20 protein-coding genes are annotated in these 19,194 nt (G+C 66.8%); 11 read left to right on the top strand and 9 right to left on the bottom strand.

The annotated features are described in order from the left end of the window. Positions 1–8 precede the first annotated feature (8 nt). The 3 genes from LKD76_RS30655 (at position 9) to LKD76_RS30645 (ending at position 3,379) form a co-directional block, all read left to right on the top strand. Positions 9–719, top strand: coding sequence for a type 1 glutamine amidotransferase (locus LKD76_RS30655; RefSeq protein WP_227984908.1), 711 nt, complete (start codon positions 9–11; stop codon positions 717–719). A gap of 159 nt (positions 720–878) precedes the next feature. Beyond that, the gene (locus LKD76_RS30650; protein ID WP_227984906.1) at positions 879–2,495 is read left to right on the top strand and encodes a GMC oxidoreductase; all 1,617 of its coding nucleotides are present in this window, start codon (positions 879–881) and stop codon (positions 2,493–2,495) included. Positions 2,496–2,539: 44 nt separating this feature from the next. Continuing rightward, a complete protein-coding gene (locus LKD76_RS30645; protein ID WP_227984904.1) occupies positions 2,540–3,379 on the top strand; it encodes an ion transporter in 840 nt (279 codons plus the stop codon). Here the strand turns inward: LKD76_RS30645 and LKD76_RS30640 are convergent. From LKD76_RS30640 to LKD76_RS30625, 4 genes are all read right to left on the bottom strand, one after another. After that, positions 3,334–4,584 (bottom strand): low temperature requirement protein A, encoded by a 1,251-nt coding sequence (locus LKD76_RS30640; protein ID WP_227984903.1) that lies wholly within the window; start codon positions 4,582–4,584, stop codon positions 3,334–3,336. The two genes, LKD76_RS30645 and LKD76_RS30640, sit on opposite strands and share 46 nt — an antisense overlap. A 53-nt stretch (positions 4,585–4,637) precedes the next feature. Further along, complete coding sequence (locus LKD76_RS30635; protein WP_227984901.1) at positions 4,638–5,096, bottom strand: SRPBCC family protein; 459 nt, start codon at positions 5,094–5,096, stop codon at positions 4,638–4,640. A 280-nt stretch (positions 5,097–5,376) separates the two neighbouring features. After that, a complete protein-coding gene (locus LKD76_RS30630) occupies positions 5,377–5,562 on the bottom strand; it encodes a DUF1918 domain-containing protein (RefSeq protein WP_227984899.1) in 186 nt (61 codons plus the stop codon). Positions 5,563–5,609: 47 nt separating this feature from the next. Beyond that, a complete protein-coding gene (locus LKD76_RS30625; RefSeq protein WP_227984897.1) occupies positions 5,610–6,191 on the bottom strand; it encodes a TetR/AcrR family transcriptional regulator in 582 nt (193 codons plus the stop codon). A gap of 78 nt (positions 6,192–6,269) precedes the next feature. Here LKD76_RS30625 and LKD76_RS30620 point away from each other — a divergent pair, with 78 nt between their 5' ends. Further along, complete coding sequence (locus LKD76_RS30620; RefSeq protein WP_227985486.1) at positions 6,270–6,845, top strand: dihydrofolate reductase family protein; 576 nt, start codon at positions 6,270–6,272, stop codon at positions 6,843–6,845. A gap of 113 nt (positions 6,846–6,958) precedes the next feature. Here LKD76_RS30620 and LKD76_RS30615 read toward each other — a convergent pair whose 3' ends face one another. Then, positions 6,959–7,378 carry a secondary thiamine-phosphate synthase enzyme YjbQ gene (locus LKD76_RS30615; RefSeq protein WP_227984895.1) on the bottom strand — a complete coding sequence of 140 codons (420 nt, stop codon included), beginning with the start codon at positions 7,376–7,378 and terminating at the stop codon, positions 6,959–6,961. Between the two features lie 394 nt (positions 7,379–7,772). Between LKD76_RS30615 and LKD76_RS30610 the strand changes: the two genes are divergently transcribed. Together LKD76_RS30610 and LKD76_RS30605 are read left to right on the top strand one after the other, a co-directional pair. Further along, the gene (locus LKD76_RS30610; RefSeq protein WP_227984894.1) at positions 7,773–9,038 is read left to right on the top strand and encodes an aspartate kinase; all 1,266 of its coding nucleotides are present in this window, start codon (positions 7,773–7,775) and stop codon (positions 9,036–9,038) included. A gap of 3 nt (positions 9,039–9,041) precedes the next feature. After that, positions 9,042–10,076: an aspartate-semialdehyde dehydrogenase gene (locus LKD76_RS30605; protein WP_227984893.1), complete on the top strand. Its 1,035-nt coding sequence runs from the start codon at positions 9,042–9,044 to the stop codon at positions 10,074–10,076. Between the two features lie 76 nt (positions 10,077–10,152). Here LKD76_RS30605 and LKD76_RS30600 read toward each other — a convergent pair whose 3' ends face one another. Next, on the bottom strand, positions 10,153–10,734 hold the full coding sequence (locus tag LKD76_RS30600) for a TetR/AcrR family transcriptional regulator (protein WP_227984891.1): 582 nt from the start codon (positions 10,732–10,734) through the stop codon (positions 10,153–10,155). A 95-nt stretch (positions 10,735–10,829) separates the two neighbouring features. On the opposite strand from LKD76_RS30600, the gene LKD76_RS30595 reads away from it, so the two are divergent. Next, positions 10,830–11,243, top strand: a complete 414-nt coding sequence (locus tag LKD76_RS30595) for a nuclear transport factor 2 family protein (protein WP_227984889.1) — start codon at positions 10,830–10,832, stop codon at positions 11,241–11,243. A 15-nt stretch (positions 11,244–11,258) separates the two neighbouring features. On the opposite strand, the gene LKD76_RS30590 is transcribed toward LKD76_RS30595, so the two are convergent. After that, positions 11,259–12,605 carry a serine hydrolase domain-containing protein gene (locus LKD76_RS30590; protein WP_227984888.1) on the bottom strand — a complete coding sequence of 449 codons (1,347 nt, stop codon included), beginning with the start codon at positions 12,603–12,605 and terminating at the stop codon, positions 11,259–11,261. Positions 12,606–13,036: 431 nt separating this feature from the next. On the opposite strand from LKD76_RS30590, the gene LKD76_RS30585 reads away from it, so the two are divergent. After that, positions 13,037–13,480: a Fur family transcriptional regulator gene (locus LKD76_RS30585; protein WP_227984886.1), complete on the top strand. Its 444-nt coding sequence runs from the start codon at positions 13,037–13,039 to the stop codon at positions 13,478–13,480. Positions 13,481–13,509: 29 nt separating this feature from the next. Next, on the top strand, positions 13,510–14,988 hold the full coding sequence (locus tag LKD76_RS30580) for a catalase (RefSeq protein ID WP_227984884.1): 1,479 nt from the start codon (positions 13,510–13,512) through the stop codon (positions 14,986–14,988). A gap of 175 nt (positions 14,989–15,163) precedes the next feature. Here the strand turns inward: LKD76_RS30580 and LKD76_RS30575 are convergent, their stop codons facing one another. Beyond that, positions 15,164–15,787: a TetR/AcrR family transcriptional regulator gene (locus LKD76_RS30575; RefSeq protein ID WP_227984882.1), complete on the bottom strand. Its 624-nt coding sequence runs from the start codon at positions 15,785–15,787 to the stop codon at positions 15,164–15,166. Between the two features lie 102 nt (positions 15,788–15,889). Between LKD76_RS30575 and LKD76_RS30570 the strand changes: the two genes are divergently transcribed. Further along, positions 15,890–16,636, top strand: a complete 747-nt coding sequence (locus LKD76_RS30570) for an SDR family oxidoreductase (protein ID WP_227984880.1) — start codon at positions 15,890–15,892, stop codon at positions 16,634–16,636. A 42-nt stretch (positions 16,637–16,678) separates the two neighbouring features. Here the strand turns inward: LKD76_RS30570 and LKD76_RS30565 are convergent, their stop codons facing one another. Beyond that, entirely contained in the window at positions 16,679–17,440 is a 762-nt protein-coding gene (locus LKD76_RS30565; RefSeq protein ID WP_227984879.1) for a TetR/AcrR family transcriptional regulator, read from the bottom strand. Between the two features lie 155 nt (positions 17,441–17,595). Between LKD76_RS30565 and LKD76_RS30560 the strand changes: the two genes are divergently transcribed. Next, positions 17,596–19,122, top strand: coding sequence for an MFS transporter (locus LKD76_RS30560; protein ID WP_227984877.1), 1,527 nt, complete (start codon positions 17,596–17,598; stop codon positions 19,120–19,122). The last annotated feature ends 72 nt before the right edge of the window (positions 19,123–19,194 follow it).

The following is a 19,194-nucleotide window of genomic DNA, read 5'->3' as shown; positions in this document are numbered from 1 at the left end:
AATCATCGATGAGCGAGTCGACGGTACGGATCGGGCTGGTGCTGCCCGATGTGATGGGCACCTACGGCGACGGCGGTAACGCGCTGGTGCTGCGGCAACGGCTGCGCATGCGCGGTATCGACGCCGAGATCGTGGAGATCACGCTGAACGATCCGGTCCCCGAATCACTGGACCTGTACACCCTCGGCGGTGCCGAGGACTCCGCACAGCGGCTGGCGACCCGGCATGTGCGGCAGTATCCCGGCCTGCAGCGCGCGGCCGCGAAAGGTGTTCCGGTACTGGCGATCTGCGCGGCCATCCAGGTCCTCGGCAACTGGTATCAGACCTCCGCCGGGGAGCGCGTCGACGGTGTCGGGCTCTTCGATGTGACCACCACGCCGCAGCGGGTGCGCGCCATCGGGGAGGTGGCGACCACGCCGGTGCTGACCGGGTTGAGCCAGCCGCTCACCGGATTCGAGAATCACCGGGGCGGAACGACTCTCGGACCGGACGCCACCGGTCTGGGCCGGGTCACCAAGGGAGTCGGCAACGGGGTGGGCGACGGTCTCGAGGGTGTGGTTCAGGGCTCGGTGATCGGCACCTACATGCACGGTCCGGCCCTGGCCCGCAACCCGGAACTGGCCGATTACCTGCTGGCGCGGGCGCTCGGTGTCGGCGAACTCGAGCCGTTGGACCTGCCCGAGGTCGATCGGCTGCGCCGCGAGCGTCTACGTGCCTGAACGCGTGCGCGGGCACGCCTGAATCCGGGGACCCTCGCTGAACAGTTGATATAGCTGTTCGATATGTAATGGCGCCTCCCGCTGCCGCCGATCCTGTTGAGACAACTGCCATTCGGCGGTAATCTCGCGCGCGGCCATGCGTGATGAGGGAGGTGGCCGGTGCACAGACGCGGCTTTCTACAGGCCGCCGGTGCGGCAGCAGTGCTGGGCGTCGCGGGCGCATTGCGTGGTGTCGGCCCGGCCGCAGCGGATCCGTTGTGGAACGAGTTGTTCCGCGGCTGGGTTCCCGAGATCTTCGCGCCACTTCCCGATCCGCCGGAGCACACCGAGGCGATCGTCGTCGGGTCCGGATTCGGCGCGGCGGTCGCGGCCCTGCGGCTGGCCGAGGCGGGGATCTCGAATACGGTGCTGGAACGCGGCTCACGGTGGCCGAACGATCCGCAGCGGGAGATCTTCACCGGTGATGATCTACCCGACGGCCGGGGTTTCTGGCACCGTACGAGTTTCACCGGCGTCACCAAGGTCCCGATGGAATTCGCCGACTTCGGCGGTGTCCTCGACGTCACACCGTTCGGCGGTATCGATGTGTGGCGCGGCGCGGCGGTCGGCGGCGGCTCGGTGGTCTTCACCGGCTGCATGATCGCCCCCCAGCAACGGCATTTCGACGAAATCTTCGCAGGCACAGTCGATTACGGTGAACTCGACCGGATCTACTATCCGCGGGTGCGGCAGATGTTGCGGCTGTCACCGATGCCGGCCGATATCTACAATTCCGAGCCGTTCACCCACTCGCGGATGTGGGACGCTCAGGTCCGCAAGGCCGGATATCAGCCGCAGTTCAGCGATTCGATCTTCAATTGGGACGTCCTGCGCGCCGAATTGGCCGGCCGGACCCGCGCGTCGGCCACCGCGGCCCGCAGCAATCTGGGCAACTCCAACGGCGCGAAGTTCGATCTGAACCAGAACTATCTGAAGTACGCCCAGGACTCCGGCCGGTCGAAGGTTTTCCCGGGCCACCGGGTGGACAGCATCGGCCGCGACGGCAACCGGTATGTGGTGCGGATCAGCAAACTCGATCCGACCGGCGCGATACTCGCCGTCCGCACGCTGACCTGCGACAAGCTCTTCCTCGGCGCCGGATCCATCGGCACCACCGAACTGCTGGTCCGCGCGCGGGACACCGGTGCGCTGCCGAATCTCAACGAACACGTGGGCGCCGGCTGGGGTACCAACGGTGATGTGGTGCTGGCTCGCAGCGCGAGCCGGTTGGCCGGGTTGGGACAGGGTGTGCCCAGTGCCGGCCGGATCTTCGACGATTCGGAGATGCCGTTGAGCCTGGAGAGCTGGTACATCCCGGGCATTCCCGTGGAGACCGGAGGGCTGGCCTCGCTCGGGCTCGTGATCGACCCGACGCGGGCCACGATCACCTACGACGCCGGGCGTGATGCCGCCGCCCTGAACTGGCCGCGTCGGGCGCAGGACGCGATCGTGGCCGCCTGCCGCACGGTCGACCGGCGTATCGGTGAGCGTGCGGGCGCCCTCGTCGACTACGGGCCGATCGGCTACGACGCGAACGCTCCGTTCACCGCGCATCCGCTGGGCGGCGCGGTACTCGGGCGGGCCACCGACAACTACGGCCGGGTATCCGGATATCCGGGCCTGTACGTCGTGGACGGTGCGGCGATCCCCGGCAGCACCGGTGCGGTCAATCCGTCGCTGACCATCACCGCGGTGGCCGAGCGCAATCTCGAGGCGATCATCCGCTCCGGTCACTGATTTCACACGGGTGCGACCTTCGCGGCGGCTTCCCGGAGGCCGCGGTGCCGTTACTCTCTGCGGGTATCCGTTCGATGTGGAAGGGACCGTTCGTGCCGCAGTACTCGTACCCGCGTAAGCCGCCCGCGTTGTGGACCGATCTGGTGATGCTGGCGCTGGCGGTCGTCTCGGTGGTACTGGTCGCCTGGATCACGTTCTTCCCGGTCTCGGGGCACACGTATCACGTGATCGTGGCGATCGACTATTCGGTCTGTGCGATCTTCGCGGCCGAGTTCCTGTGGCGCTGGCGGCGCGCGGACTGGTCGTGGACCTTCCCGTTCGTGTACTGGTACGAGGTGCTGGGCATGATCCCGGTGACCAGTCCGATATTCCGCGGTTTCCGATTGCTGCGGATCGTGGTGATCCTGGTCCGGCTGGCCCGGGTCGCCGACCGGGCGTTCGGTGATCGGGTCACCGCGGCGGTCGTCAACCGTTCGGTGGGGGTGATCGTGGAGGCGGTGAAGCGTCCGGTCACCATGGCGGTGCTGGAGGAGGTCGCCGACGTGCTGCGCCGCGGTCGGTACACCAGCAACATCGCCGCCGCGCTCGAGGAGAATCGGGATGAGCTCGATGCGATGATCCTGGACCTGATCAAGAACGATCCGGCGGCGGGCCGGGTGCGCTATGTGCCGTTCCACGACGAGATCATCCGGGCCATCGCCGATACCAGTTTCCGGATCGTCTTCCAGGTGCTCGCCGACCCGCGCACCGATGAGCTGGTCGGAGATGTGTTGCGGGAGAACATCAATCAGATGCGTGAGGCCGTGCGCGACGGTGCGGACGTGCCGGAGACGGTGGATCACAAACTACTGCGCGCATCCGGTGATTCCGCACCGGGCCGGTGAGCATCGCCGTGCCGGGCGGCGTCGCGCGGTTGTGCGTAACGCAGTGTCTCCCAGCAGATCAGCGCCGCCAGTACCGCGCACAGTATGCCGAGCGCGGCCATCGCCGGGAGCTGGGCGGCCAGTGGCACCAGCGCGATCAGTACGGCGGCGGTGAGCACCCGGGGCCACAGCACCACCGCGGTCGCGTAGTGGCGGAAGCCGACCAGGGCGAGCAGGTACAACACCACGCCGCCGTAGAGCGCGTACAACGGAATGCCCTGTAACCGATCGTGCAGGCTGTGCCCGGCCGCGCCGCCCAGATAGTTCAGTGTCTTCTTCAATCCGAGCGACAGGGCGACGATGCCCACGACCATCGGGAAGTGCCAGAAGGTGTAGCAGGTGCGGGCTATCTGCACCCGGCGCGCGCCCCGGGCCCGGCTCAGCGCGTGTTCCACCACGCTGGCCGCGACATCGAAGTACGCCCACCACAACAGGCCCGAAACCGTCAGCGCCAGGAGCGAACCCACGGTGATCGACCAGGAGATGGGCAGTCCGGCCACTCCGACGCCGATCGAGACGATCGATTCGCCGAGGGCGACGATCACGATCAGCCCGTGCCGCTCGGCGAAATGCGAGGCCGAATTCAGCCGCCAGTCGTTACCGGCGAAGAAGGTCCACGCCATATCGCCGGCGACGGCCGCGAACCACAGCACGATCTGCACGGTCCCGTGTTCGATCGCGGCGACGATCAACAGGGTGGTGCCGATGGTGATCGATCCCGCCGCCCACCGGCCGACCTGGCCTCGCAGCTGCCGGTCCTCGGTGCTGGCCAGCCAGAACATCGCCAGATGAACCAGCCGGATCACCAGATAGCCGATGGCGAAGACCAACGGTCCGTACCAGCCGCCGGGCATATCGTGGAAGGCCTCGGGAATCACCTCGGCGACAATGAGCCCCGCGCCCATCGCGATGAACAGCGCGACCCGGGCGATTCCTTCGTCGGCCTTCACCACATTGCCCAGCCAGGCGTAGGCGATCCACACCCACCACATCACCGCGAGCACCAGTAGCGCCCGCACCAGGTTGAGCGCGGTGACCTCGTGCGCGGCCAGATCGGTCACCTGGGTGAACGCGAAGACCAGAACGAGGTCGAAGAACAGTTCCAGCTGCGTCACCGAGGCGTTCTCGGTGACCACCTGAATGCGCGTGCGTCTGACACCGGTCATCCGCACATCGTGACAGGTCAGCGGGCGGTTCGCCGGATTCGGCGGTCCGGCGCTCAGCCCACCTCGTAGTTCTCGGCGAAGGGGAACTTCTCGATGTATTCGATGAGGTTGTGTACGGCCTCGTCATTGGCCCGGGAAAGGGTGCGCTTCAGCAGCACGCCCGGTACCGGGATGGGCAGGTACACCTCGGAGTGGTACCAGACCTCGGTGCCGTCTTCGGTCTCCTCGATATCGAACCAGCCCTTGCCGCCGCCGCCGGCGGCGCTCTCCACCACCTCCCACGCGATGCGCGCGGGCGTACAGGTGTATTCGAGGACTTGGCGATCGGAATTGTTCAATGTCGTCACCGTGGCGTACACACGCCGGGGGCGATCGAATTCGTCGCGGGTGGCCACGCGCACATCACGATGCGCAGGGGACCATTCCGGGATCCGGTCGACGGCTAGCAAGGCTTCCAGAACCTGGTCGGGTTCGACGTCGATGATGAATCGGTGGTCGGTCTTCGTGCGCATGTTTGGCCCTCCACCCCCCGTACTTCTTCGGAAGATTGTCTACAGCGTCACAGCCGGTCGTCAACCGTATGGTCTGTTCCGCGGTAACGGAGACCGACCAGTTTGATTCCACTCGGGAGCGGGCCCGATGTTTGCAGTCGCGGACGGGGGCGGTATCGCGCGGGCGGCCGCCCGGGGGTGCGGCCGGGATTCGCCCGGCGTTCGCGGGGGGCCCGCGATCGGCGCGCGGCCAGTCTGCCCCCGGCTGGGAAAGGGGGCTTGACGTTGCGCGCCGTCACGGTTACCGGTGGTGGAGGACCTCGCAGTCGGGTCCGGGGAACACCAGACTCTCGTGTCCGTCCTCGAACCGGACCATGTAGGGCGGGGTGCCATCAGTGCCGCGCGCCTCGAGTATCTCGCCGGTGCGCTCGGGCATCCCCACGGCATTGCTGTGCACGCGGATGTGATCGCCGACCTGAGCCTGCATGTCCGCCATTATCGACCGATGTGATGCTCATCACAAGGCGGTGGCATTCACTGTCCGTCGGCCGGAATCGCTCGTTCGACGGCCAGCCGAATCAGTTCGCGGGCCTGATCCTCGGTGAAGACGTCCGGCAGTGTGAGCCGCTCGACGATGAGCCAATTCAGTGCCAGATAGAGCAGTAGCACCGAATCCGCGTCGCCGGGCTGGCCGGATTCGAGATGGTTGCGGATGTTGAAGTCGATATCGGCGCGGACGCGTTCGGTGAGCATGCGCTGCAACTCCGGCCTGCGGGTCGCCTCCAGGCGCAATTCCAGCTGCGCCAGATAGCCGGTGCGGAAGGCCGTGATGCGGTCGACCGTTCCGGAGAGCAGTTCGGTCACCCCCGCGCGAGTGCGCGGGCCGTCCATGAGTTCGGCGAGGGTGGGGGCGTCGGGGGTGAGCCGCTCGTAGAACCGGCTGCCGACCTGGGTCAGCAGGTCGTCTCGGTTGGCGAAGTAGTTCGATGCCGTCCCCGCCGGCACTTCGGCCTGCTTGTCGACCGCGCGGAAGGTCAGCCCCCGGGCGCCCTCACGTGCCAGTACTTCGATCGCCGCGTCGAGCATGACCTGCCGTCGCTCTGGATTTGTCCGCATTGTCTTGACACCACTCCGTTTGTAGTACTACGTTGAAACCACTTCAAGCAGAGTACAACAGGTTGGGTGGTTCTGAAGATGCGAAAGCTCGTCTATTACGTCGGGGTGTCCCTGGACGGCTACATCGCCGGACCTGGCGCCGAGGTCGAGTTCTATCCGCTGGCCGACGACATGACGGAGGCGATGAACGCGCGGTATCCGGAGGTGGTCCCCACTCACATCCGTCCGCATTTCGGGATGGCTGTGGATACACCGAACAGGGAGTGGGACACGGTGATCATGGGGCGCGGCACCTACGAGCCCGCCCTGCAGATCGGGGTGCCGAGTCCATATGCCCATCTGAAGCAATACATCGTGTCGAGCACCCTGGAACCGGTCGACGACCCGAACGTCGAGATCGTCTCGGACGATCCGGTCGCGCTGGTGCGGAAGTTGAAGCAGCAGGACGGCAGGGATATCTGGTTGTGCGGCGGCGGCACACTCGCGGGCGCGCTGATCGAGGAGATCGACGAGCTGATCATCAAGAGCTATCCGGTGCTGGCCGGCGCCGGGATCTCGGCGCTGTCCGGCAATTTCTCGCCGGCTGCCTTCCGGCCGGTTCAGCGGCGGGAATTCAGCAACGGCGCCCAGGTCACCTGGTTCGAGCGGGCCTGACCTCGAACCGTTGCCATTCGACAACCACGCGGAGGTAGATATGCGAAAGAGCACTGTGGACAAGGCCGTTCGGCGCCATTACCCGAACCGTCCGCCGCACGCGGCGACGAAGGTCAACTGGACTCGCGGAGGAAAGAGAGGCGTACCCGGCGGATCGGGTTGTCGACGTTGAGGTCGACGAAGGCCACCGACTGCCAGGTGCCCAGGGTCAGCTCGCCGTTCAGCACCGGCACGGTGGCATAGGGCGCGATCAGGGCCGGCATCACATGGGAGCGGCCGTGCCCGTGGGAGCCGTGGGCGTGGCGCCAGCGATCGTCGGCGGGAAGCAGATCGCGCAGCGCGGACAGCAGGTCGTCGTCACTGCCGGCGCCCAGCTCGATCAATGCGACGCCGGCGGTGGCGTGCGGGACGAAGATGTGCAGGAGCCCGTCCCCGCCGTCGGCGTTCTCCCGCAGGAACATGGTGCATTGCGGGGTCAGATCGTGCACCACCTCGCGGTCGCCGGTGCTCAGCTCGATCTCGATGCTCTTCATGGGCCCATCGTGCTCCCTCGGGATTGTGGATAGGGGCGAACCCGGCGGTCGAGTTTCCCGATCCGATCTCCTGCCGTGCCGGTTGCGCAGCGACGCCCGTGTGATTACTCACATCCCCGCGGTATTCCGCCGCTTCGCTGCCTGTCGACGCCGGTATTCGGCGAGGTCGGCACGGTTATTCGAAAATATGCGGCGGATCGTGCTGCGCCACAACGGCGATCCCGCGCCCGAAAGCCACGACGACACCGATCGTCGCTGGTCCGAGCGCCGTGGCCGGGCCGTGCGGCGGAGTGATCGATTCGGCTCGAGCGGAGGTAGGCCTCCTGTCGGTGGACTCCGGTCGGTACTCTTGGTGCCTGGTAACAGCAGCTAGTCGATCTTGGAGGACCCCACTGTGGCTCTCGTCGTTCAGAAGTACGGAGGATCGTCGCTCGAGTCTGCCGAGCGAATCCGGCGCGTCGCTGAGCGGATCGTGGAGACGAAGAAGCAGGGCCACGATGTCGTGGTCGTGTGCTCGGCGATGGGTGACACCACCGACGAATTGCTGGATCTGGCCCAGCAGGTGGCGCCCTCGCCGCCGGCTCGTGAGCTCGACATGTTGCTGACCTCCGGTGAGCGTATGTCGAACGCGTTGGTGGCCATGGCAATTCATTCGTTGGGCGCCGAGGCTCGTTCGTTCACCGGATCCCAAGCCGGGGTCATCACCACCGGCACCCACGGCAATGCCCGCATCATCGACGTCACCCCCTCCCGGGTCCGCGAGGCTCTCGATGAGGGCATGATCGTGCTGGTCGCGGGCTTCCAGGGCGTATCGCAGGACAGCCGCGACATCACCACGCTGGGCCGCGGCGGTTCCGATACCACCGCGGTAGCGCTCGCCGCCGCGCTCGAGGCCGACGTCTGCGAGATCTACACCGATGTCGACGGCGTGTTCACCGCCGATCCGCGCATCGTGCCGGATGCGCAGAAGCTGGATCAGGTGAGTTTCGAGGAGATGCTCGAGCTGGCCGCGACCGGCGCGAAGGTGCTCATGCTGCGCTGCGTCGAATATGCCCGCCGCTACAACGTTCCGGTGCACGTGCGGTCGTCCTATACCGACCGCAAGGGCACCTACATCTACGGATCGATGGAGGACATCCCCTTGGAGGACGCAATTCTCACCGGCGTCGCGCACGATCGCAGCGAGGCCAAGGTGACCGTGGTGGCCCTGCCGGACGAGCCGGGCTACGCGGCCAAGGTGTTCCGCGCCATCGCCGATGCCGAGATCAACATCGACATGGTGTTGCAGAACATCTCCAAAGTCGAGACGGGCAAGACCGACATCACCTTCACCCTGCCCCGTTCCGACGGCCCGCGCGCGGTGGAGTTCCTGACCAAACGGCAGGGCGAACTCGGCTTCACCCAGGTGCTCTACGACGACCACATCGGCAAGGTGTCGCTGGTCGGCGCGGGCATGAAGAGCCACCCCGGCGTCACCGCCACCTTCTGTGAGGCGCTGGCCAAGGCGGGTATCAACATCGACCTGATCTCGACCTCCGAGATCCGTATCTCGGTGCTGGTCAAGGACACCGAACTGGACGGGGCCGTGCAGGTGCTGCACAAGGCCTTCGATCTGGGCGGTGACGAGGTCGCGGTCGTGCACGCCGGAACGGGGCGGTAACCGATGGGTGTTCGGGTAGGTGTGGTCGGCGCGACCGGTCAGGTCGGCGCCGTCATGCGGAAACTGCTGGAAGAACGTAACTTTCCCGCCGACGAGGTGCGGTTCTTCGCCTCCTCGCGGTCGGCAGGCAAGAAGCTGCCGTGGCGCGGCGGTGAGGTCGTGGTCGAGGACACCGAGACCGCGGACCCGAGCGGGCTGGATATCGCCCTGTTCTCCGCCGGCGCGACCATGTCCCGGGTACAGGCCCCGCGTTTCGCCGCCGCCGGAGTGACGGTCATCGACAACTCCTCGGCCTGGCGCAAGGACCCCGAGGTGCCCCTGGTGGTCAGCGAGGTGAATCCCGAACAGACCAGGAACCTGGTCAAGGGCATCATCGCCAACCCCAACTGCACCACCATGGCCGCTATGCCGGTGCTGAAGCCGCTGCACGACGAGGCCGGCCTGTCCCGGCTGATCGTCTCCAGCTACCAGGCCGTCTCCGGAAGCGGACTGGCCGGGGTCGAGGAACTCGCCTCCCAGGCGCGCGCGGTGATCGACGAGGCCGAGAAACTGACCCACGACGGCAGCGCCGTGCGGTTCCCCGCGCCGAACAAGTACGTCGCGCCCATCGCCTTCAACGTGCTGCCGATGGCGGGGGCGATCGTCGACGACGGCTCCGGTGAGACGGACGAGGATCAGAAGCTGCGCAACGAGAGCCGCAAGATCCTCGGCCTGCCGGAGCTGCTGGTGAGCGGCACCTGCGTGCGGGTCCCGGTTTTCACCGGGCATTCGTTGTCGATCAATGCCGAATTCGATCGCCCGCTCTCGGTGGCCCGTGCGCAAGAACTGCTCGCGGCCGCTCCGGGGGTGAAACTGGTCGATGTCCCGACTCCGCTGCAGGCCGCCGGTGGCGACGAATCGCTCGTCGGCCGCATCCGCCAGGATCCGGGCGCGCCGGAGGGGCGCGGGCTGGCGCTGTTCATCTCGGGTGACAACCTGCGGAAGGGCGCCGCGCTCAACACGATTCAGATCGCGGAAGTGCTGCTCGCGCAGCGCTGAGTATTCGATTCGGAATGGGCCGTCCGGACAACGGGCGGCCCATTCCGTGTCCGTGCGCCTGTGATCCCCGGCCGGGTCAGCGCCCGCGCAGTCCGTCGAAGACCACGGCGAATGCTCGCGCGCGCTGATCTTCGGTCGCGGTGTGGGTAACGGTGAAGGTGCCCTTGAGTATTCGCATCAGATCGTCGATGTCGATATCCGCGCGTACCGCCCCGGAACCCTGGGCGCGTTCCAGTACCCGAGCCGTCACCGCCTGGAATTCCTTTGTGGGCCCGGTGATCTCGGCCATCTGGTGACCGCCGAGCGCATCGGCGAGATCGCGCTTGACGGCGCCCTGGCCGACCATGTGATCGAGTAGTTCGAAGAAGGCCGCGCCGGGATCGTCGGCGGCCTCGAGTCCGCGCGCGTACTCGATCATTCGCTCGATGTTGTCGACGATGGCGGCCTGGAACAACGCTTCCTTGGTGGGGAAGTGACGGTAGACGGTGCCGGGCCCGACCCTCGCACGCCGTGCGATCTCATCCAGCGGCACCGAGATCCCTTCGGCGGCAAAGGCTTCGCGTGCCGCCGCCAATACCCGCTCGCGGTTCCGGCGAGCGTCGGCACGCAGGGCGCGGCGCGGTTCGGCCGCCGGTTCGGCTGTCTGATTCTCCGCCACAGCGAGATTCTACCCGGTAACCGTTGACAAACGGGGCGCACGTTCCGGATTATAAACGGGGCATACGTTCCGCTTCTGTCTTCGAGGAGTACATCATGGTTTCCCCTTCGGTACGCAGTCCGCGCGACATCGTCGAGCAGCTGTTCTCGACCCTGTCCTCCCGTGATGCCGATACCTTCGTGGCGCACCTGTCCGCGGATGTGGTGTTCGAGATCCCGTTCCCGATTCCCGGTATGCCGCAACGAATCCAGGGCCGGGAGGCGGTTCGCGAGCATCTGGCGCAGCGGTGGTCGGGCCTGTCGGGAGTCGAGATCCACGGGATCTATCCCACGGTCTACGAAACGGCCGACCCCGATGTGTTGTTCGTGGAGAACGATGTGGACATGACCGTCGCCGGCAGCCGAGCCCGAGTGCATACCTCGGTCAACAGGGTGCATGTGCGCGACGGTGAGGTCACTCTCTTCCGCGACTACATGGATACCGCGCGGGTGGCGGGCCTGCGCGACTGACCGCGGGCGTGCCGTTCAGCGGATGCCCGGCGTGCGGGGATCGGGACCCACGCAGGCCAGCAGCAGGCAGCCGGCCGGCGCGTCGGAGAACGGTGGCGCCAGCGCGATATTCAAGCAGGACAGCACATTACAGCCGTGATAGGTGTCGGGGCCGATGCCGAACAGGGCCAGCGTGATATCCGGATCGAAGTAGGTGCGGGGGTCCAGCGTCACCGGCGGTTCGGTGTACGGGCCGGGATCCGTGATCGGCGGCTGCTCGAAGGCCGCCAAGAGCCGGCGGAAGAATTCCCAGGTCAACTCGGTCGGATTCTGCAGGATGCCGGTGGGCCCGCCCGCGCTGCGATTGCCGAACACCCCGGTCCAGACCACGGTCAGTCGCAGGCTGGGAATGAAGAAGGCGTTCTGCAGCCCCATTCCCGACATCGCGAAGACGTCCGCGGGCAGGAACGACGGCATCTCGATGCAGCCGGGCCGCACCCAGAACAGGTAGCCGTAACAGGTGTGGGTGGGGCTCGGCTGCCGGGCCTGGTTCAGGTAGTCCGATGAGATCACCCGCTGTCCGTTCCACTGCCCGCCGTTGCCCACCAGCAGGGCGAGTTTGGCCAGGTCATCCGGAGGAATCAGCAGATGGGCGTAGCCGTAGGTGTGGCCGGAGCGATCGCGGGCCCAGTAGTAGTCGCCGCGGGCGATCCCCAAGGGAGCGAACAACTCTCGCTGCGCGAAGATCTGCAGTGGTTCGCCGACCGCCAGTTCCACGACGTAGGACAGCAGATCGACATTGCGCTGGCTGTAGGAGAACCGCGTGCCCGGCGGATTGTCGAACGGCACCCCCAGGGCCTGGACCGCGCTGTTCGGATCGATCGGGATGACACCGGACACCCCTTCGTTGATCACCCCGACCCGCAGCCCCGAGGTCTCGGTGAGGAGATCGTGAACGGTGATCGCGCGGTGGGCGTCGTCGCCGACCCCGGGGGGAAGATAGCGGCCGATCGGTGCGTCGAGATCGAGTTCACCCCGATCCCAGGCGATTCCGGCGACCAGCGACACGATGCTCTTGGTGACACTCCAGACGTTCCACGGCACCGTGCCGGTGGCGGCGTTGGTCGGACCGGATCCGATCAGGCAGTTGTTTCGAAAGATCTTGACGTTCAGTCGATTCCGCTCGGCGGCGAATTGCAGGGCCGATGCCAGCCGGGTGGAGTCCACACCCACCGACTCGGGTGTGGCGGAGGCGAATCCGCGGTCGGAGGTGACCGCGCAGTCGAGTTCTCCCTCCGCGCGGGCTTGGGGCGACGCGGCGCAGGCGCCACCGACCACAACCGTTACCAGTACCCCGATCACCCAGCCGAGTAGGCGTCCCATGAGCCGAGGTTAACCTCCGGCATCCGGGTGCGGGCTCGAGACTCGGCTGCCCGCAACCAAATCGGAATCGGCGCGCGAGGGCGGGGGTGGGAAGTGATCGACGCCGCCGGGCGGGGGCCTGGCGGCGTCGATACGCGGCACTACTGCGTCGAGTGGAACGGATGCCACGCCGGCTCCGCCGCTCGGGTGCCGACGCCCGACAAGCGCCTCTCGGCGAGTGGTCGCTCGAAGCGACAAGGGGTGCGGCCCGGGGCTGTCCCGGCGTCGGCAATCGGTATCAACCTGTGGGTACCCCGATCTATTTCACGAGCGGACTGTGATCTGGACAACGGACCAAGTCGGTGCCGCGTCGCCGTGGACGGTCCATGACCCTCAAAACATTCCTATGGGTCTTTTCTTGACTTATTCCAGAAAATGGGCAGACTGGGCTTATGCACACCGGTGGTTTCGATCCGCGCGAGAGGTTGCGCGCGGTCGGCCTGCGGGTTACTCGACCGCGGGTCGCGGTGCTGGATGCGGTGTCAGCCCAACCGCATTCGGATGCCGATCGGGTGGCCGCCGTGGTCCGGGAGCAATTGGGTTCGGTGTCGACGCAGGCCGTCTACGACGTGTTGCGCGCCTGTGTGGACGCCGGGCTGTTGCGCCGGATCGAACCGGCGGGATCGGCGGCGCGGTACGAGACGCGTATCGCCGACAACCACCACCACCTGGTGTGCAGGAAATGCGGCACGGTCGTGGATGTGGACTGTGCCGTGGGCCGCGCTCCCTGCCTCGACCCGTCCGATACCCACGGATTCACGGTCGATGAGGCCGAGGTCGTGTTCTGGGGGCTGTGCCCGAATTGTCGTCGCGCCGCCGACGCACCATCCCGATGACGGATGCCCGCAAACTAGAGGAGGTCTCCATGGCCGAGTCGCTCGCCAAGCCGACAACCACCAATACCGGTACCCCGGTGCCCAGCGACAACGAATCGCTGACCGCCGGTACCGAGGGTCCGATTCTGCTGCACGACCACTACCTGATCGAGAAGCTCGCGCAGTTCAACCGGGAGCGGGTGCCCGAGCGCATCGTGCACGCCAAGGGTGCCGGAGCCTACGGTGAGCTCGTGGTCACCGGCGATGTGAGCCACTACACCAAGGCGGCGCTGTTCCAGCCGGGTGCGCGGACCGAATCGCTGGTGCGGTTCTCGACGGTCGCGGGTGAGCAGGGCAGCCCGGATACCTGGCGCGATCCACGCGGATTCGCCGTGAAGTTCTATACCCCCGACGGCAACTACGACCTGGTCGGCAACAACACGCCGGTCTTCTTCATCAAGGATCCGATCAAGTTCCCCGATTTCATCCGCTCGCAGAAGCGGTTGCCGGGCAACGGACTTCGCGATCACAACATGCAGTGGGACTTCTGGACACTGCGGCCGGAATCCGCGCACCAGGTGACCTGGCTGATGGGCGACCGTGGTGTGCCGAAGACCTATCGGCATATGAACGGCTACGGTTCACACACCTATCAGTGGATCAACGCCGACGGTGAGCGGTTCTGGGTGAAGTACCACTTCAAGACCGATCAGGGCGTCGACCATCTGACTCAGGCCGAGGCCGATCGGCTCGCCGGTACCGATCCCGACTACCACCGCCAGGATCTGTGGGACGCCATCGAGCGCGGCGACTTCCCGAGCTGGACGCTCTACGTGCAGGTGATGCCGGTCGGTGAGGCGGCGAGCTACCGCTTCAATCCGTTCGACCTGACGAAGGTCTGGTCGCACCGGGACTATCCGCTGATCGAGGTCGGCACGTGGACGCTCAACCGCAATCCGGGTAACTACTTCGTCGAGATCGAGCAGGCGGCGTTCGAGCCGTCGGCGATCGTGCCGGGCATCGGCTATTCACCCGACAAGATGCTGCTGGGCCGGGTGTTCGCCTATGCCGACGCCCATCGCTATCGCATCGGCACGAACTACCATCAGCTTCCGCCGAACCGCGCGCGGGCGGCAGAGGTGCACTCCTATTCCAAGGAGGGCGCCATGCGCTACGACTTCAACGCGCCCGATGTTCCGGTGTACGCCCCGAATTCGTACGGTGGCCCGCATGCCGATGCGGCGCTGGCCCCGGAGGAGGCGGCCTGGAGTTTCGAGCCCGAACAGGTCCGCGCCGGCTATATCGAGCACGCCGAGGACAGCGACTGGGCGCAGCCGGGGACCCTGGTACGTGAGGTTTTCGACGACGGGCAGCGGGAGCGGCTCGTGAGCAATGTCGTCGGCCATGTCCTCGGCGGCGTGCGGGAGCCGGTGCTGAGCCGGGTGTTCGAATACTGGAAGAACGTGGACCCCGAGATCGGCAAGCGCATCGAAGAAGGAGTGCGCGCCGGCCTGAACGGCAACGGCTGATCGCCGACGAGCGCGGGCCCGCACCGGATCTCCGGTGTGGGCCCGCTTCCTGTCCGGCCGTTCGAGCGCCGACGGGGAGTCGCGGACTCCGAGTCGTCGTGAAACATGCCTTCCCGCACGGTTGCCGAGCCGTGCGCACGGAGCCGCTGCCTCGTCCGCGGCCGCGTGCGAAGGGTCAACGGTGTACGTCGGTGGGGGGCAGCAGGGTGTCGACGAGCCGGACCGCGGTGGTGGTGTCCAGCGGTGCGTGACCGAGCAGGAAGCGATACCAGAACAGTCCGTAGATCAGGTCCACGAGCAGGTCCGTCTCCGTGTCGGCGGGCAGCTCGCCGCGTGCGATGCCGTGTTCGAGGATGCCGCGCACGGCAGCCCGCCGGGTAGCGGTGAAGGTCCGCAGCAGTTCGGCCAGGTGCGCGTCGTGTGCGGCTTCGCGAACCAGTGCGCGCAGCGCGGGCTGGGTCGAATCCTGTTGAGCGCCGGTGAAAGTGGATTCGACAACGCTCAGTAGATCGGCGCGTACCGAGCCGGTGTCGGGTGCGGGTACGTCCTGGCGGGCGCGGTCGAGCAGGGCCTCCAGCAGTACCGCACCCTTCGAAGGCCACCAGCGGTAGATGGTCTGCTTACCGACCCCGGCCGCGGCCGCGATCGAATCGACGGTGACCGGCTGCCCGTCGGAGGCGGCGAGCTGTGCCAGCGCGGCGTCCAGAATAGCCCGGTGCGTGGCCTCGTTGCGGCGGCGCCCCGTGTGGGCCCGAGCCCGTGGCGACGGGGAATCCGGCCGCGGCCGTGGCGATCCCATGTGCACCTCCCGCTGGTGACAGTGCGCGGGAATAGGTTACCCGCAGATCTCGTTGTCGAGACTGTCAGTCTCGTCAAACTGTACAGGACAGGAAGAGCAGTTATGAGCGCTCCCAGCACCATCAGCAACCTCACCCCGCGTGTCGTCGTCATGGGCGGCAGTTCCGGGATCGGCGAGGCCACGGCCGCGCTGTTCGCCGGCGAAGGGGCCGAGGTCGTCGTCACGGGCCGCAGTCGGGACAAACTCGATGCGGCCGTGGCCCGGCTGGGCGGGAAGACCACCGGCTACCGGCTCGACGCGACCGATCCGGCGCAGATCGTGGCGTTCTTCGAACAGTCCGGCCCGATCGACCATCTGGTGATCGCGGTGAGCGGTTCCGCGGGCAGCGGATCGTTCGCCGAACTCGATCTCGATCAACTGGCGGCCGGCTTCGACGGAAAGTTCTGGCCGCAGGTCAGAATCGTGCAAGCCGCACTACCCCAGCTGAATTCGAACGGTTCGATCACCCTGATCACCGCGGCGTCGGCACACGCCGCCTTTCCCGGCACGGCCGGGCTGGCCGCTGTCAACGGCGCGCTCAACGCCATGGTGGCGCCGCTGGCGGTGGAACTGGCTCCGGTGCGGGTGAACGCGGTCGCGCCCGGCGTCATCGATACCGAATGGTGGGACCGGGTGCCGGAACAGCAGCGGCGCGATCTGTTCGACGGCCTCGCCGCGACCACCCCGGTCGGGCGGGTGGGTAATCCGCGGGAACTGGCGCAGGCCGTCCACCTGCTGGCGACCAACGGCTTCGTCAGTGGCGTCGTGCTCGACGTCACCGGCGGGGCGAACCTGGCCACCGGCCGCTGAACACCGGACCGCGGCGGAGGCCCTCGGCGCCCGGTGTCCGGGTCAGGGCCTCAGCCGTGAGTTCAGGCCATCCATGATCAGCCCGAGTTCGTGCTCGAAGTTCTCCTCGCGGGTGCGGGCGGCGTCGCGTCCGGCATGGCCGACATAGCGTCGATAGACCCGCGGATAGGGCCGCGCCGCGGTCTCGGCCGCGGCGATCATCCGCTCGAACCACAGTTGTTCGTCCAAGCCGCTGCGGGCGATGGCGGCCAGCGCGGCGGCCTCGGTCGAGGTCGTTCCGATGGTGTAGGCGAAGATCGCGTTCAACACCCGATCAGCCGACTCGTCGTCGAATCCGGCGCGTTCCAGAATCGTCAACATCGCTTCGGACAGGCGCAGCATATTCGGTCCGAGGTAGACCAGTCCGGCGCTGGCCATCGTCATCGGAATCCACGAGTGCCGCAACATGATTCGCCGAATCTCGCGGCAGAGTTCCAGCATGGTGGCCCGCCAGTCCTCCGGGGCGGGATCGATGGGTAGCGCGATCTCGCCGAAGGCCTCGTCGACGACCAGTTCGAGCAGTTCGTCCTTGTTCGCGACGTGGGTGTAGAGCGAGGTCGCGCCCGCCCCCATCCGGCTCCCGAGTTTGCGCATACTCAAGGCCTCGAATCCATCGGCATCGAGCAGTGCCAGTGCCTCGGCCACGATCTGCTCCCGGCTCAGCGCCGGTTGCTCGCGCCGCGACCGTTGCGGACGAGTCCACACCGACGGGAGCTGTGCGGCGGTATCCGGCGTATCGGCGGTATCCGGGGTTCGGGCGGCCATCACCTGTCCTTTCGCATGTCCGATCCAGCATAGCTGCAGTCGTACGGTGTTCGATTCAGCGAACAATGTTCCCATTGCGCACGCTGTGCGACGGACCGTACAGTGTTCGGCATAGCGCACGGTGTGCGCAGGAAAGTCGTTCGAAAGGGTTCACGATGAAAACTCCGGAATCGACCGCATCGGCGGTCGGCGCCTCGCGCCGCTGGCTGATCCTGGTCGTGCTGTGCCTCAGCTCGCTGGTGCTGGTCATCGACAATATGGTGCTGACCGTGGCGGTTCCGCAGATCGCAACCGATCTACACGCCAGCGCCCAGCAGGTGCAATGGATCATCGATGGGTATCTGCTGGTTTTCGCCGGTCTCCTGCTGACCTCGGGCAGCCTGTCCGATCGCTTCGGGCGGCGCCTGGTGATGGTGATCGGCCTACTGCTGTTCGGCGGCGCCTCGCTGCTGGCGGCCTATGCGAACAGTCCCGAGATGCTGATCGCCGGGCGGGTGCTGATGGGTATCGGCGGGGTGGCGATCATGCCGAGCACCTTGTCGATCCTGATCACGGTCTTCGATGACCGGGAACGGCCGAAGGCGATCGCGGCCTGGAGTGCGGTGGCCACCCTCGGTATGGTCGGTGGCCCGGTCGTCGGCGGCGTACTGCTCGATCACTTCTGGTGGGGTTCGGTCTTCCTGATGAACGTGCCGATCGCGGCTGTCGCCATCCTGGCCGCGCTGGTGCTCATGCCCGAGTCGAAGGGGCCCTGGCGACGGCCCGATCTGCCGGGCGCGGTGCTGTCCATCATCGGAATGACCTCGCTGGTGTGGACGATCATCGCGGTGCCGGAGCGCGGCTGGACCGATACCGGAACAGTTGTCGCGCTGGTGCTCACCGTGATCGCCGTGGGCGGCTTCATCGTCCGGGAATTGACCACCGACGCGCCGATGGTGCCCCTCGACCTGTTCCGCAACCGGACCTTCACCGGTTCGAGTTTCTCGCTGGTCCTGGTGACGTTCGCCAACGGCGGTCTGGTTCTGGTGCTGACCCAGTATCTGCAGTTCGTACTGGGCTACTCGCCCATGCGGACCGCACTGGCGTTCACGCCGATGGCGGTGGCGGTCCTCGCATTCAACGGACTGGGCGCGGCGGTGGTCCCGAAGCTCGGTGCCAAGCTGGTCACCATTGCCGGCCTGGCGATCGTGACCTCAGGATTCGGAGTGTTGGCGACCCTCGACACCGGCAGTGGCTTCTGGCTGCCGGCCCTGGCGATGGCACTGCTCGGCGCCGGTGCCGGTCTGGCGATGCCCGCCGCGATCGGCGCGTTGATGAGTGCGGTGCCCTCCGCGCACGCCGGAGTCGGTTCCGCGCTCAACGACACCATTCAGCAGACCGGGGCCGCGCTGGGAGTCGCGATCCTCGGCGCGATCCTCGCCGGGACCTATTCCGCCGAGATGCCGGAGACCGCGCCGGCCGGTGCTCGTGAATCGATCGCGGGTGCTCTCGGCACCGGCGACACCCGTCTGGCGGATCTTGCCCGCGACGCCTTCAGTTCGGGTATGCAGTCCGCCTTCGCGGTCGGTGCGGTGGCCGCCCTCGCCGCCGCCGTGCTGGCGATCGTGCTGATGCGGAATACGAAAGCGGTTGCGGCACAGGAAGGCACGGGCCCGACCGGCGAACTGGTCGGCACGCGCTGACCGGCGGCCGCGGGCATCGTCGGCGACAGGAGGCGAAGTCCGCGGCGAGCCGTTGGGCCGCTGCGGGCTCAG

The organism is Nocardia spumae (assembly GCF_020733635.1).
GTDB lineage: Bacteria > Actinomycetota > Actinomycetes > Mycobacteriales > Mycobacteriaceae > Nocardia > Nocardia spumae.
Note: the sequence above shows the minus strand (reverse complement) of the source record. Positions and strands in the feature narration are given on the sequence as shown.